Source organism: Pseudomonas sp. PS01303, assembly GCF_029959385.1.
Taxonomy (GTDB): Bacteria; Pseudomonadota; Gammaproteobacteria; order Pseudomonadales; family Pseudomonadaceae; genus Aquipseudomonas; species Aquipseudomonas rustica.
The window spans coordinates 1-14,129 of the sequence record NZ_JASCPK010000153.1 but is presented as its reverse complement, the minus strand read 5'-3'; the positions used below and the strand labels follow the sequence as shown (position 1 = coordinate 14,129).

Sequence of the window (14,129 nt, the reverse complement as noted above, 5' to 3'; positions counted from 1 at the left end):
CGGTGTGTCAGTCAGCATTGGTGTCGTATGACATGCCGCCATCGCGAGCAGGCTCACTCCTACATTGGATCGCTTTCAATGTGTATACAATTTCGTGCGCCGGCACCTGACAATTTCATTTTGGGCATAGGTCGTCGGACAATTTCGTGGTTAACTTCCGCTTCTTGCATGCTCTCCAACCACAACGTTAGAAGGACTCAAGTCATGGCTCAAGTCACCCTTAAAGGCAATCCGGTTCAAGTCAACGGCCAGTTGCCACAAGCCGGTTCCAAGGCGCCAGCCTTTTCCCTGGTTGCCGGCAATCTGTCCGACGTCACCCTGAAAGACTTCGCCGGCAAGCGCAAAGTCCTGAACATCTTCCCAAGCGTTGACACCCCGACCTGCGCCACTTCCGTGCGCAAGTTCAACGCTCAGGCCAACGAAGTCGCCAACACTGTCGTGCTGTGCATCTCCGCTGACCTGCCGTTCGCTCAAGCACGCTTCTGCGGCGCCGAAGGTCTGGAAAACGTTCAGAACCTGTCGACCCTGCGCGGTGCCGAGTTCATCGAAAACTACGGCGTGGCCATTGCTGACGGCCCGTTGAAAGGCCTGACCGCCCGTGCCGTCGTGGTGCTGGACGAGAACGACAACGTGCTGCACAGCGAACTGGTCAAGGAAATCGCTGAAGAGCCGAACTACGATGCCGCTCTGGCCGTCCTGAAGTAAGCTCTGCCACAGCGCTTTTACAATTGTTAACGGCCTGGCTCTGTCCAGGCCGTTTTCATTTGTGTATCAGTGTTTTGCCTCACACCTTGAAACGTAAGATGAAGGTAAATTGCCGGTAAAGCTGCTTTGCTTAATCGTCACCAGTGCTTATCGTTCAGTCTCCCGTAAAAGAAGCCCACGCGCCCAATGGTTAATCACTCCATGCAATCGTCCCCCCGCAACACCCGTCGCTGGCTGATCAGCCTGCTTGTCTTGTTGGTTATCGCTGTTCTGTGCTGGAAATTCTGGCCGGCCGGTTCAGCCCACAAGGAGGGCGGTGATAAGGCGGCGGCCGGTCATGCCGGGCGTTCGGGGATGATGAGGCCAGGCTTCGGCGGCGGTACCGGGCCGATTCCGGTGCGCGTGGCGCCGGCGGTCACCGGTGACTTCCCGCTGTATTACAAGGCGCTGGGCACGGTAACGGCGCTCAACACCATCAATGTACGCAGCCGGGTGGGCGGCGAATTGGTGAAGATCAATTTCGAAGAAGGGCAGATGGTCAAGGCCGGCGACCTGCTGGCAGAGATCGATCCGCGTCCTTACCAGAACGCCTTGCTGCAAGCCGAAGGCACCTTGCTGCAGAATCAGGCGCAATTGAAGAACGCTCAGGTCGACGTCGAGCGTTATCGCGGTCTGTTCAAGGAAGACAGTATTGCCAAGCAGACACTGGACACCGCCGAAGCGCTGGTCGGCCAGTATCTGGGCACGGTAAAAACCAATCAGGCGGCGGTCAACGACGCCAAGCTCAATCTTGAATTCACCAAGATCCGTGCACCGATTGCCGGTCGCGTCGGTCTGCGTCAGGTCGACGTCGGCAACCTCGTGGCGGCCAACGACACCACGTTCCTCGCGGTGATCACCCAGACCCAACCGATCAGCGTCGCCTTCACGCTGCCGGAAAACAGCCTCGAAACCGTGCTCGCCCGCTACCGCAGCGGCGCCAAACTGCAGGCCGAAGCGTGGGATCGTGGCGACACCAAACTGCAAGCCACTGGCGTATTGCAAAGCCTCGACAACCAGATCGACGTTGCCACTGGCACCCTGAAATTCAAGGCCCGTTACGACAACCGCGATCAAGCGCTGTTTCCGAATCAGTTCGTCAACGTGCACTTGCTGGCCGACACCCTCAAAGGCGTGGTACTGGCCCCGTCTGCTGCGATCCAGTTCGGCACCAACGGCACCTTTGTTTATGCGCTCGACGGTGACAAGAAAGTCACCATCCGCCAACTGAAAATCGGTGCCAGCGATGGTAATAACACCGTGATCACCGAGGGCCTGGCGGCAGGCGACCGTGTGGTGCTGGAAGGCACTGACCGCCTGAAAGAGGGCAGTGAAGTGGAAGTGGTCAACGACAGCAATGCCGTGCCGACCACCCCAACTGAACACTTGCAGGGCAAATCGGCTGCCGCCGCGCCAGACGCTGCCGTGACTGACAAGGCCAAGAAGGGCGCATGAACATTTCGCGGCTGTTCATCCTCCGTCCGGTAGCCACCACCCTGAGCATGCTGGCCATTGTTCTGGCCGGCCTGATCGCTTATCGCCTGCTGCCGGTCTCGGCGTTGCCGCAAGTCGATTACCCGACCATCCGCGTCATGACCCTGTATCCCGGCGCCAGCCCGGACGTAATGACCAGCGCCGTGACCGCGCCACTTGAACGTCAGTTCGGGCAGATGCCGGGTCTGACGCAAATGGCCTCGACCAGCTCCGGCGGCGCGTCGGTGCTGACCCTGCGTTTCAGCCTCGACATCAACATGGATGTTGCCGAACAACAGGTGCAGGCCGCGATCAACGCTGCGACCAATCTGCTGCCAACCGACTTGCCGGCACCGCCGGTGTACAACAAGGTCAACCCGGCAGACACCCCGGTGTTGACCCTGGCCATCACCTCGAAAACCATGTTGCTGCCCAAACTTAATGATCTGGTCGATACGCGCATGGCGCAGAAAATCGCCCAGATCAGCGGCGTCGGCATGGTCAGCATTGCTGGCGGTCAGCGTCAGGCGGTGCGGATCAAGGTCAACCCGGAAGCCTTGGCGGCCAACAGTCTCAATCTGTCTGACGTGCGCACCTTGATCGGTGCCTCCAACGTCAACCAGCCGAAAGGTAACTTCGACGGCCCGACCCGGGTGTCGATGCTCGACGCCAACGATCAACTGACGTCGCCCAAGGACTACGCCAACCTGATCCTCGCGTATAAAAACGGCGCGCCGTTGCGGCTCAAGGATGTTGCGGAAATCGTCGATGGCGCTGAGAACGAACGTCTCGCCGCGTGGGCCAACCAGAATCAGGCAGTGTTGCTGAACATTCAGCGTCAGCCGGGCGCCAACGTCATTGAAGTGGTCGACCGGATCAAGGCGCTGCTGCCAAGCATCACCGACAACCTGCCGGCCGGCCTCGATGTCACGGTACTGACGGATCGTACGCAAACCATTCGCGCCTCGGTAACCGATGTTCAGCACGAACTGCTGATCGCCATCGCGCTGGTGGTCATGGTCACGTTCCTGTTCTTGCGCCGTGCCAGCGCCACGATCATTCCGTCGGTGGCGGTGCCGTTGTCGCTGATCGGTACGTTTGGCGTCATGTACCTCGCCGGGTTCTCGGTCAACAACCTGACGCTGATGGCGCTGACCATCGCCACTGGGTTTGTGGTCGACGATGCCATCGTCATGCTGGAAAACATCTCTCGATTTATCGAAGAGGGCGACAGCCCCATGCAGGCAGCGCTCAAGGGCGCCAAGCAGATTGGCTTCACCTTGATTTCCCTGACCCTGTCGTTGATCGCCGTACTGATTCCGCTGCTGTTCATGGCGGATGTGGTCGGGCGCTTGTTCCGTGAATTTGCCATCACCCTCGCGGTAGCGATCCTGATTTCGTTGGTGGTCTCGCTGACCCTGACGCCAATGATGTGCGCACGTCTGCTCAAGCGTGAACCTGAGCCGCATGAGCAGGGCCGCTTCTACCGTGCCAGTGGCGCAGTGATCGACTGGATGATCGCCGAGTACGGGCGGATGCTGCGTTGGGTGCTCAAGCACCAACCGCTGACCTTGCTGGTCGCTATCGGCACTTTGGCGTTGACCGTGTTCCTTTACATGATCGTACCGAAGGGCTTCTTTCCGGTGCAGGACACCGGGGTGATTCAGGGCATTTCCGAGGCGCCGCAGTCGATTTCCTTCGCCGCCATGGGCGAGCGCCAGCAAGAACTGGCGAAGATCATTCTTGAAGACCCGGCGGTACAAAGCCTGTCGTCGTACATCGGTGTCGATGGCGACAACTCGACGCTCAACAGCGGCCGCTTACTGATCAACCTCAAACCGCACAATCAACGGGATCTCACCGCCACGGAAGTGATTGCCCGTCTGCAACCAAACCTGGACAAACTGGTCGGCATTCGTCTGTTTATGCAGCCGGTGCAGGATCTGACCATCGAAGACCGCGTCAGCCGCACGCAATACCAGTTCAGCATGTCGTCGCCAGACTCGGAGTTGCTCAGTGAATGGAGCGGGCGTCTGGTCGAGGCACTGGCGCAACGTCCGGAACTGACCGACGTTGCTAGTGATTTGCAGGACAAAGGCTTGCAGGTGTATCTGGTGATTGACCGCGATGCGGCTTCGCGCCTGGGCGTGTCGGTGGCGAATATCACCGATGCACTGTACGACGCGTTCGGTCAGCGGCAGATTTCGACCATCTACACCCAGGCCAGCCAATACCGCGTGGTGCTGCAAGCGCAGTCCGGCGAGAAAATCGGCCCGCAGGCACTGGACCAGATCCACGTGAAAACCACAGATGGCGCGCAGGTGCGCCTGTCGAGTCTGGCCCACGTCGAGGAGCGTCAGGCACAACTGGCGATCACCCACATCGGCCAGTTCCCGGCAGTGATGATGTCATTCAACCTCGCCCCGGGCGTGGCGCTGGGGCATGCGGTGGACATCATTGATCAAGTGCAGAAAGACATCGGCATGCCGGTCGGCGTGCAGACGCAGTTCCAGGGCGCGGCCGAAGCATTCCAGGCGTCGCTGTCGAGTACCTTGCTGCTGATTCTGGCGGCGGTGGTGACCATGTACATCGTGCTCGGTGTGCTCTACGAGAGCTACATCCACCCGATTACCATTCTTTCGACCTTGCCGTCGGCGGCGGTCGGTGCCTTGCTGGCACTGCTGCTCAGCGGCAATGATCTGGGGATGATCGCGATCATCGGTATCATCTTGCTGATCGGTATCGTGAAGAAAAACGCGATCATGATGATCGACTTCGCCCTTGATGCCGAACGCAATCAGGGCATGGCGCCCGAGCAGGCGATCTATCAAGCCGCGCTGTTGCGTTTCCGGCCGATTCTGATGACCACGCTGGCGGCGCTGTTCGGCGCGGTGCCGCTGATGCTCGCCACCGGCTCTGGCGCGGAATTGCGTCAGCCGCTGGGTCTGGTGATGGTTGGCGGGTTGCTGGTGAGCCAGGTGCTGACGTTGTTCACCACGCCAGTGATCTACCTGTACTTCGACCGCCTCGGTCGCCGGTTTGGCAAAACCAATGCCGACACTGAAGAGGTGCCGGTATGACTGTCTGCACGCATTCCCCATGTAGGAGTGAGCCTGCTCGCGATCAGGCCGGCACATCCAACATTTATGTGAGCAGACAAATTGCTATCGCGAGCAGGCTCACTCCTACAGGGGTGTGCGGTGATGCTGGGGATTGCGGTCAATGAATCTGTCCGGCCCTTTCATCAAGCGCCCGGTCGCGACCATGCTGCTGAGCCTGGCGATCATGCTGCTGGGCGGTGTCAGCTTCGGCCTGCTGCCGGTGGCGCCGCTGCCGCAAATGGATTTCCCGGTGATCGTCGTGCAGGCCAGCCTGCCCGGTGCCAGTCCGGAGGTCATGGCGTCCACCGTGGCCACGCCGCTGGAGCGCTCGTTCGGCGCCATCGCCGGCGTCAACACCATGAGCAGCCGCTCCAGCCAGGGTTCGACGCGGGTCATCCTGCAATTTGACCTCGACCGCGACATCAACGGTGCTGCGCGGGAAGTGCAGGCGGCGATCAACGCCTCGCGCAATCTGTTGCCGAGCGGGATGCGCAGCATGCCGACCTATAAAAAGGTCAACCCGTCACAGGCGCCGATCATGGTGCTGTCGCTGACCTCGGATGTGCTGGAAAAAGGTCAGCTTTACGATTTGGCCTCGACGATTTTGTCGCAGAGCCTGTCGCAGGTGCAGGGCGTCGGCGAAGTGCAGATCGGCGGCAGTTCGTTGCCGGCAGTGCGCATCGAACTCGAACCGCAGGCGCTGAATCAGTACGGCGTGGCGCTGGATGACGTGCGTAAAACCATTGCTGACGCCAACGTGCGCCGACCCAAAGGTTCGGTCGAGGACGGCCAGCGGTTGTGGCAGATCCAGGCCAACGATCAACTGGAGAAAGCCAAGGATTACGAGTCGCTGATCATCCACTACGCCGATGGCGCCGCATTGCGCCTCAAAGACGTGGCCAAAGTCAGCGATGGTGTGGAAGACCGCTACAACAGCGGTTTCTTCAACGATGACGCTGCGGTGTTGCTGGTGATCAACCGTCAGGCCGGCGCCAACATCATCGAGACGGTCAACGAAATCAAGGCGCAACTGCCGGCACTGCAAGCGGTATTGCCAGCCAGCGTGAAGCTTAATCTGGCGATGGATCGCTCGCCGGTCATTAAGGCGACGTTGCACGAAGCGGAAATGACCCTGCTGATCGCCGTGGCGCTGGTGATTCTGGTGGTGTTCCTGTTCCTCGGTAACTTCCGCGCCTCGCTGATCCCGACGTTGGCGGTACCGGTGTCGCTGGTCGGCACCTTTGCGGTGATGTACCTCTATGGATTCTCGCTGAACAACCTGTCGCTGATGGCGCTGATTCTGGCCACCGGTCTGGTGGTGGACGACGCCATCGTGGTGCTGGAGAACATTTCCCGGCACATCGACGAAGGCGTCAAACCGATGGAGGCTGCTTACCTCGGGGCCAAGGAAGTCGGTTTTACCTTGCTGTCGATGAACGTCTCGCTGGTGGCGGTGTTCCTGTCGATCCTGTTTATGGGCGGGATCATCGAGAGCCTGTTCCGCGAATTCTCCATCACCCTGGCGGCGTCGATTGTGGTATCGCTGGTGGTGTCCCTGACGCTGACGCCGATGCTCTGCGCGCGCTGGCTCAAGCCGCACACGCCGGGGCAGGAAAATCGTCTGCAACGTTTCAGCCGCCGCACCAACGACTGGATGGTTGGCAAATACGCTACCAGCCTCGATTGGGTGCTGCGTCATCGCCGCCTGACCTTGCTCAGTCTGTTGATCACGGTCGGCGTCAACGTTGCCTTGTATGTGGTCGTGCCGAAAACCTTCATGCCGCAGCAGGACACCGGCCAGTTGATCGGTTTCGTGCGCGGCGACGATGGTCTGTCGTTCAGCGTGATGCAGCCGAAAATGGAGATCTTCCGTCGTGCTGTGCTCAAGGACGAAGCGGTGGAAAGCGTTGCCGGGTTTATCGGCGGCACGAACGGCACCAACAACGCCTTCATGCTCGTGCGTTTGAAACCGATCAAGGATCGTCAGATATCGGCGCAGAAAGTCATCGAACGGCTGCGCAAGGAAATGCCCAAGGTGGCTGGCGCGCAATTGATGCTGATGGCGGATCAGGATCTGCAGTTCGGCGGTGGCCGCGAACAGACCACCTCACAGTACAGCTATATCCTGCAAAGCGCGGATCTCGGTTCACTGCGCGAGTGGTACCCGAAAGTGGTGACCGCGTTGCGTGCGCTGCCAGAGTTGACCGCCATTGATGCCCGCGAAGGCCGGGGCGCGCAACAGGTGACGCTGATTGTCGACCGTGATCAGGCCAAGCGTCTGGGCATCGACATGGACATGGTCACTTCGGTGCTGAACAACGCCTACAGCCAGCGGCAGATTTCGACGATCTACGACAGCCTCAACCAGTATCAGGTGGTGATGGAGGTCAATCCGAAATATGCGCAGGATCCGGTGACGCTCAAGCAAGTACAGGTGATTACCGCCGACGGTGCGCGCGTGCCGTTGTCGACCTTTGCCCACTATGAAAGCAGTCTGGAAGACGACCGCGTCAGCCACGAAGGGCAGTTCGCCTCCGAGGACATTTCCTTCGACATGGCCGAAGGCGTGACGGTGGAGCAGGGCAGTGCCGCCATCGAACGGGCGATTGCCAAACTTGGCTTGCCTGAAGACGTGATCGCAAAAATGGCCGGTACCGCCGATGCTTTCGCCGCCACGCAGAAGAGCCAGCCGTTCATGATTCTTGGCGCGTTGCTCGCGGTGTATCTGGTGTTGGGTGTGCTGTATGAAAGCTACATTCACCCGCTGACGATTCTGTCGACGTTGCCGTCGGCCGGGGTCGGCGCGTTGCTGTCGATCTATGCCTTGGGTGGCGAGTTCAGCCTGATCTCGCTGCTCGGCCTGTTCCTGTTGATTGGCGTGGTGAAGAAAAACGCGATTCTTATGATCGACCTGGCGCTGCAACTTGAACGCCACCAAGGCATGACTCCGCTGGAGTCGATCCGCAGTGCTTGCCTGCAACGTCTGCGGCCGATTCTGATGACCACGCTGGCAGCGATTCTCGGCGCCTTGCCGTTGCTGCTCAGCCGCGCGGAAGGTGCAGAAATGCGCCAGCCATTGGGCCTGACCATCATCGGCGGGCTGGTTTTTAGCCAGGTGCTGACGCTTTACACCACACCTGTGGTTTACCTCTATCTCGACAAGCTGCGCCATCGTTTCAATAAATGGCGTGGCGTGCGTACCGACGCCGCTCTGGAAACTCCGCTATGACTGATCGTTCGCTTATCCATATGGCCACTGTGCGCGGCTCGCGTCTATTGAGCCTGTCGCTGTGCGTGGCGATGCTCAGTGCCTGCGCTGTCGGCCCGGACTACCAGCGCCCGCAGACCGCCGAAATCGCTCAGTACAAAGAAGTCGAGGGCTGGCGTCAGGCCAATCCGAGCGACTCGCTGGCCCGTGGCGCCTGGTGGGAGCTGTACGGCGATCAGCAGCTCAACGGACTGATCGAAAAGCTCAACAGCTCCAACCAGACCGTCGCGCAATCGGAAGCGCAGTTCCGTCAGGCGCAGGCCTTGGTACGCAGTGCGCGCGGCGCGTTCTATCCGAGCGTTGATCTGAGCGTGGGCAAAACCCGCTCCAGTCAGGGCACCGGCAGCAGCAGTTCGAGTTTGAGCAGTTCTTCCAGCGGTATTCGCGACACCTACAACGCGCAGTTGGGCGTCAGTTGGGAAGCCGATATCTGGGGCAAACTGCGCCGTGGTCTTGAGGCCGATCAGGCCAGTGCTCAAGCGAGTTATGCCGATCTGGCGGCGATGCGCCTGAGCCAGCAGTCGGAACTGGTGCAGAACTACCTGCAATTACGGGTAATTGATCAGCAGAAACGTTTGCTCGAAGCCACGGTGGCGGCGTACGAGCGTTCGCTGAAAATGACTCAGAACCAGTATCGCGCCGGTGTGTCCGGACGTGACGCGGTGGCGCAGGCGCAAACCCAGCTGAAAAGCACTCAGGCCGATCTGGTCGATCTGATCTGGCAGCGCGCACAGTTTGAAAACGCCATTGCCGTGCTGACCGGGCAGGCGCCAGCCGAATTCAACATTGCCGAAACCCAGAACATCCCGAACCTGCCGCAAGTGCCGTTGAGCTTGCCGTCGCAACTGCTGGAACGCCGCCCGGACATCGCCTCGGCCGAACGCTCGGTGATTGCGGCCAACGCGAATATTGGCGTGGCGAAAGCGGCGTATTACCCGGATCTGTCGCTGAGTCTGAGCGGTGGTTACAGCAGCAGTACCTCGCGAGACCTGGTCAGCTTGCCGAACCGCTTCTGGTCGGTCGGGCCGAAACTGGATCTGCCACTGTTTGACGGCGGCATCCGTTCCGCCGAAGTCGATCGCACTGAAGCTGTGTACGATCAGACCGTGGCCAAATACCGCCAGACCGTGCTCGACGGTTTCCGCGAAGTGGAAAACTATCTGGTGCAGCTCAAGGTGTATCAGGACGAAGCCGCCGTACGCCAGGAAGCGCTGGATGCAGCGCGTGACTCTCTGCGCCTGACGGAAAACCAGTACAAGGCCGGGCTGATTGCCTATATCGATGTGGTGGTGGTGCAAGCCACGGCGCTGAGCAACGAACGCAGCGTGCTGAACATTCTGCAAAGCCGCCTGATCGCCAGCGTGCAACTGATCGCCGCGCTGGGCGGTGGCTGGGATGGCCAACTGGATGTAACCGACAGCAAATAAGCCCGCTCCCCCCCTGTAGGAGCTGCCGAAGGCTGCGATCTTTTGATCTTGAAAACCAAATCAAAAGATCGCAGCCTGCGGCAGCTCCTACAGGGGGAAAGGTGCTTCCCAGAGCCTTGTAGGACGATCAAACAAGCGTTTCATCGGCTTGATGGCAATTTGCTTACTTTGTCAGTGCGTTCTTCCGCGCAATCAGTACAATCGCCGCATTTGCCCAGCCGAGAATGGACGCAGTACGGTTTGGGTGGTCACGAGAACTTTCATGCTCACTGGTAGCTATTCCTCCACCCTCGTACTCATCTCGTTGTGCGTGGCGATTCTCGCCTCGTACACCGCGCTCGACCTCAGCGGCCGCATCGCCACCGCCAGGGGCCGCGCCGTGCATTTCTGGACGGCGGGTGGCGCATTGGCCATGGGGGTCGGCGTCTGGTCAATGCACTTCATTGGCATGCTCGCCTTCAAACTGCCGATTGATCTGGGTTACGACATTGGCATCACCGCGCTGTCGCTGCTGATCGCCGTGCTGTCGTGCGGCTTTGCGCTATGGCTGGTGAGCCAGCCAAAGCTGCCGATCTGGCAACTGGCCTTCGGTGCGCTGATCATGGGCGCCGGTATCAGCACCATGCATTACACCGGCATGGCCGCCATGCGCATGACCCCAGGCATCGATTACGACCCGACACTGTTCAGCGCATCGTTGCTGATCGCGGTCGGCGCCTCGGCCGCCGCGCTGTGGATTGCCTTTCGCCTGCGCCAGCATTCGCCGTATGTACGGCTGATTCGCGGCGGCGCGGCGGTGATCATGGGCATCGCCATTGTCGGCATGCATTACACCGGCATGGCCGCTGCGAAGTTTCCTGACGGCAGCTTCTGCGGCGCGACCATCGATGGCCTGAAGGGCAATGGCCTCGACAGTCTGGTGCTGATCACCACGTTGGCGGTGCTGTCGATCGCCTTGCTCACCTCGATTCTTGATGCCCGCCTCGAAGCGCGCACCGCAGATCTGGCGCACTCGCTGACCGCAGCCAACCGCGAACTGACGCAACTGGCCCTGCACGACACGCTGACCGGTTTGCCGAACCGCATGTTGCTCGATGACCGCATCAATCAGGCGATGAAAAAGGTGCATGAACAGGGCGGTTGTTTTGCCCTGATGTTCATTGATCTGGACGGCTTCAAACCGGTCAACGATGCGTTCGGCCATCACATGGGCGACCAGTTGCTGCGCGAAGTGGCGCAACGCCTGCGCGAAGATCTGCGCAGCCAGGACACCCTCGCGCGGATCGGCGGCGACGAATTCGTTTTGCTGGTGCGCCTCGCCGAAACGAACGATGCATTGAGCCTGGCGGCGCGTCAGGTCGGACTGATCGCCCGTTCGTTCCGCGTGGCTGAACACGATTTGCAGATCTCTGCCAGCGTCGGCATCGCCCTGTATCCGGGCAATGGCCAGACCACGCAAGAACTGCTGATGAACGCCGACGCGGCGATGTACCACGCCAAGGGTGGCGGCAAAAACGGTTACAGCTTCTTCGACGCGTCGATGAACAGCAATGCGCGCAAGCAACTGCAACTGCTGCAGGATTTGCGTGCGGCGCTGGAACACAGCCAGTTCAGCCTGCATTACCAACCTAAATTCGACGCAGCCAACGGTCGCCCGGTCGGTGCCGAGGCGCTGCTGCGCTGGGAGCATCCGCTGCACGGCATGCTGATGCCGGACAAGTTCATTGATCTGGCGGAGAAAACCGGGTTGATCATTCCGATCGGCGAGTGGGTGCTCAATGAAGCCTGCCGCCAGATGCGCGAGTGGTACGTGCTCGGTTACACCGACTGGCGCATCGCCGTGAACCTGTCGGCGTTGCAATTCTGTCATGCCGGTTTGGTGCAGAGCGTGGCCAAGGCTTTGGCGACTCATCGTCTGCCGGCCAACAGCCTGACCCTGGAAATCACCGAAACCACCGCCATGAGCGACGCCGATGCGAGCATGACGGTGTTGCAGGAGTTGTCGGATATGGGTGTCGATTTGTCGATCGACGACTTTGGTACCGGTTATTCGAGCCTGATGTACCTCAAGCGTCTGCCGGCCAATGAACTGAAGATTGATCGTGGGTTTGTGCGTGATCTGGAGCATGACAGCGATGATGCGGCGATTGTTTCGGCGATTGTCGCGCTGGGCCAGGCGCTGGGTTTGCGCATTGTTGCTGAAGGCGTGGAGACCGGCGTGCAGCAGGATTTTCTGACGCAGTTGGGCTGTGATTCGTTGCAGGGTTATCTGCTCGGGCACCCGATGCCGGCGGAGCGGTTTATGCAGGACATCGTGCGCGGCGAACAACTCGCTGAAGTCTGAGATTCCTTGTGGTGAGGGGATTTATCCCCGATGGGCTGCGAAGCGGCCCCTTTTACCTGCACCCCGGTTCTTGCTGACACACCGCACTGGATGTTTTGGGGCTGCTGCGCAACCCATCGGGGATAAATCCCCTCGCCACAGGGGACGGTGTTCAACAGGGTGGATGTTTACGACAACCCATGCAAAACCCGGCAATGGCGGTTATTCTTTCCCCCGACTGTTAAGGGTGTATTCGGGGGAAGGGCCAGCATGGATAAAGTCATTGTGATCACCGGTGGCGGGCGCGGGATTGGCGCTGCTACGGCGTTGTTGGCGGCCGAACGAGGCTATCGGATCTGCATCAACTACCAGTCGGATGAACAGGCCGCGCATAGCGTGCTGGAGCAAGTCCGTGCACTGGGCGCACAAGCCATTGCGGTTCGCGCCGACGTCAGCATCGAAGACGAAGTGGTTGCGCTGTTTCAGCGCGTCGACACCGAACTGGGCCGGGTCACCGCCCTGGTGAACAACGCCGGCACCGTCGGGCACAAATCGCGGGTCGACGAAATGTCCGAATTCCGCATCCTCAAAATCATGAAAACCAACGTCCTGGCACCGATCCTCTGTGCCAAGCACGCGATCCTGCGCATGTCGCCAAAGCATGGCGGGCAGGGCGGCAGCATCGTCAACGTCTCATCGGTGGCTTCGCGATTGGGTTCCCCGAATGAATACGTCGATTACGCCGCCTCCAAAGGCGCGCTGGATACGTTCACCATCGGCCTGTCCAAGGAAGTGGCAGGCGAGGGGATTCGTGTCAACGCGGTGCGCCCGGGTTACATCTACACCGATTTCCACGCGCTGAGCGGCGATCCTGATCGGGTCAGCAAGCTTGAGTCAGCGATTCCGATGGCTCGTGGGGGGCGACCGGATGAGGTGGCGGAGGCGATTGTCTGGCTGTTGTCGGACAAGGCTTCGTATGCGACGGGGACGTTTGTTGATTTGGGTGGCGGGCGTTAATTTGAATTTTTTGTGAAAGGGTCTTCGCAAGCAAGGGAACTTGGTTGCGAAGACATTTAGCAGAGGGTTGAGTCAATTCTCGATAATTATGTTGTCGAAAAAAGCCCGTGTAGTTGGGTCTTTGTCAGAATAGAAAACTATCAAATCCAAGGATTTTTTCGTCAGTCCTGTCAGATCTACAGGAATCGTATAGCGTTGCCATTTGTTAGTGGGCACTGGGCTTCTTACATTAAAATATTCTCCATTGGTCGCTACGCCAACGAACACGAAGCCCTCGGGTGCATTTTCTACGCGTAAATCAAATGAAACCGTGAGTTTTTGGCCGGAGAGATGCCCGAGCGTTCTTTGAGGGCAGTCGAGAGCTGAATATTCGAGGATTTTAGTGACAAGGCATTTCCCAGGACGCTCAGTATCTTCAACCAACTCACATCGTTCAAAAGTTTCAATCATGCCCCAATCATATCTTTGACCGTCATCAAAATTCACTTGGTGCAGAATGGTTCTGTTTGACATCGTAGTTCTCCCTAGCCAATTGAAAATAAGTGAAGATGCTGAAATTTCAGCTCACACTAGTTAGCCAACAGAAGTCATTACTGTCACCTGTCAGAGTTGACAGGTATTTGCGAAGTTAAGAGCCATTCATCCGGAATAGTGAGTTGCATTGGGGTATAGGTTCAAACAGACTAAGTATGTGTTGGCAGTTCTGGCCCCTTCGCGAGCAAGCCCGCTCCCACATTGGATGTGTGAACGACACATGACCAGTGTGGGAGCGGGCT

General features: G+C 59.1%; 8 protein-coding genes. 7 read left to right on the top strand and 1 reads right to left on the bottom strand.

All coding sequences use genetic code 11. The annotated features are described in order from the left end of the window. The first annotated feature begins 204 nt into the window (after positions 1–204). The 7 genes from tpx (at position 205) to QMX93_RS26185 (ending at position 13,353) form a co-directional block, all read left to right on the top strand. Positions 205–705, top strand: a complete 501-nt coding sequence (gene tpx / locus QMX93_RS26215) for a thiol peroxidase (protein WP_008086450.1) — start codon at positions 205–207, stop codon at positions 703–705. Positions 706–891: 186 nt separating this feature from the next. Beyond that, positions 892–2,199 carry an MdtA/MuxA family multidrug efflux RND transporter periplasmic adaptor subunit gene (locus QMX93_RS26210; protein WP_282358455.1) on the top strand — a complete coding sequence of 436 codons (1,308 nt, stop codon included), beginning with the start codon at positions 892–894 and terminating at the stop codon, positions 2,197–2,199. Next, complete coding sequence (locus QMX93_RS26205; RefSeq protein WP_282358454.1) at positions 2,196–5,297, top strand: MdtB/MuxB family multidrug efflux RND transporter permease subunit; 3,102 nt, start codon at positions 2,196–2,198, stop codon at positions 5,295–5,297. Before QMX93_RS26210 ends, QMX93_RS26205 begins: the two co-directional genes overlap by 4 nt. Positions 5,298–5,439: 142 nt before the next feature. Further along, positions 5,440–8,547 carry an efflux RND transporter permease subunit gene (locus QMX93_RS26200; protein WP_159812042.1) on the top strand — a complete coding sequence of 1,036 codons (3,108 nt, stop codon included), beginning with the start codon at positions 5,440–5,442 and terminating at the stop codon, positions 8,545–8,547. Continuing rightward, positions 8,544–10,013, top strand: a complete 1,470-nt coding sequence (locus tag QMX93_RS26195; protein WP_282358453.1) for an efflux transporter outer membrane subunit — start codon at positions 8,544–8,546, stop codon at positions 10,011–10,013. Before QMX93_RS26200 ends, QMX93_RS26195 begins: the two co-directional genes overlap by 4 nt. Before the next feature lie 262 nt (positions 10,014–10,275). Further along, on the top strand, positions 10,276–12,357 hold the full coding sequence (locus tag QMX93_RS26190) for an EAL domain-containing protein (RefSeq protein ID WP_159812041.1): 2,082 nt from the start codon (positions 10,276–10,278) through the stop codon (positions 12,355–12,357). A 249-nt stretch (positions 12,358–12,606) separates the two neighbouring features. Then, a complete protein-coding gene (locus QMX93_RS26185) occupies positions 12,607–13,353 on the top strand; it encodes an SDR family oxidoreductase (protein ID WP_282358452.1) in 747 nt (248 codons plus the stop codon). Positions 13,354–13,425: 72 nt separating this feature from the next. Here QMX93_RS26185 and QMX93_RS26180 read toward each other — a convergent pair whose 3' ends face one another. Further along, positions 13,426–13,866, bottom strand: coding sequence for a hypothetical protein (locus QMX93_RS26180; RefSeq protein WP_282358451.1), 441 nt, complete (start codon positions 13,864–13,866; stop codon positions 13,426–13,428). Positions 13,867–14,129: the final 263 nt, after the last annotated feature.

What these genes read in the sequence shown, in the direction of transcription:
- tpx (WP_008086450.1), top strand. Translation starts at nt 205, where the DNA reads ATGGCTCAAGTCACCCTTAAAGGCAATCCGGTTCAAGTCAACGGCCAG.
- QMX93_RS26210 (WP_282358455.1), top strand. Translation starts at nt 892, where the DNA reads ATGGTTAATCACTCCATGCAATCGTCCCCCCGCAACACCCGTCGCTGG.
- QMX93_RS26205 (WP_282358454.1), top strand. Translation starts at nt 2,196, where the DNA reads ATGAACATTTCGCGGCTGTTCATCCTCCGTCCGGTAGCCACCACCCTG.
- QMX93_RS26200 (WP_159812042.1), top strand. Translation starts at nt 5,440, where the DNA reads ATGAATCTGTCCGGCCCTTTCATCAAGCGCCCGGTCGCGACCATGCTG.
- QMX93_RS26195 (WP_282358453.1), top strand. Translation starts at nt 8,544, where the DNA reads ATGACTGATCGTTCGCTTATCCATATGGCCACTGTGCGCGGCTCGCGT.
- QMX93_RS26190 (WP_159812041.1), top strand. Translation starts at nt 10,276, where the DNA reads ATGCTCACTGGTAGCTATTCCTCCACCCTCGTACTCATCTCGTTGTGC.
- QMX93_RS26185 (WP_282358452.1), top strand. Translation starts at nt 12,607, where the DNA reads ATGGATAAAGTCATTGTGATCACCGGTGGCGGGCGCGGGATTGGCGCT.
- QMX93_RS26180 (WP_282358451.1), bottom strand. Translation starts at nt 13,866, where the DNA reads ATGTCAAACAGAACCATTCTGCACCAAGTGAATTTTGATGACGGTCAA.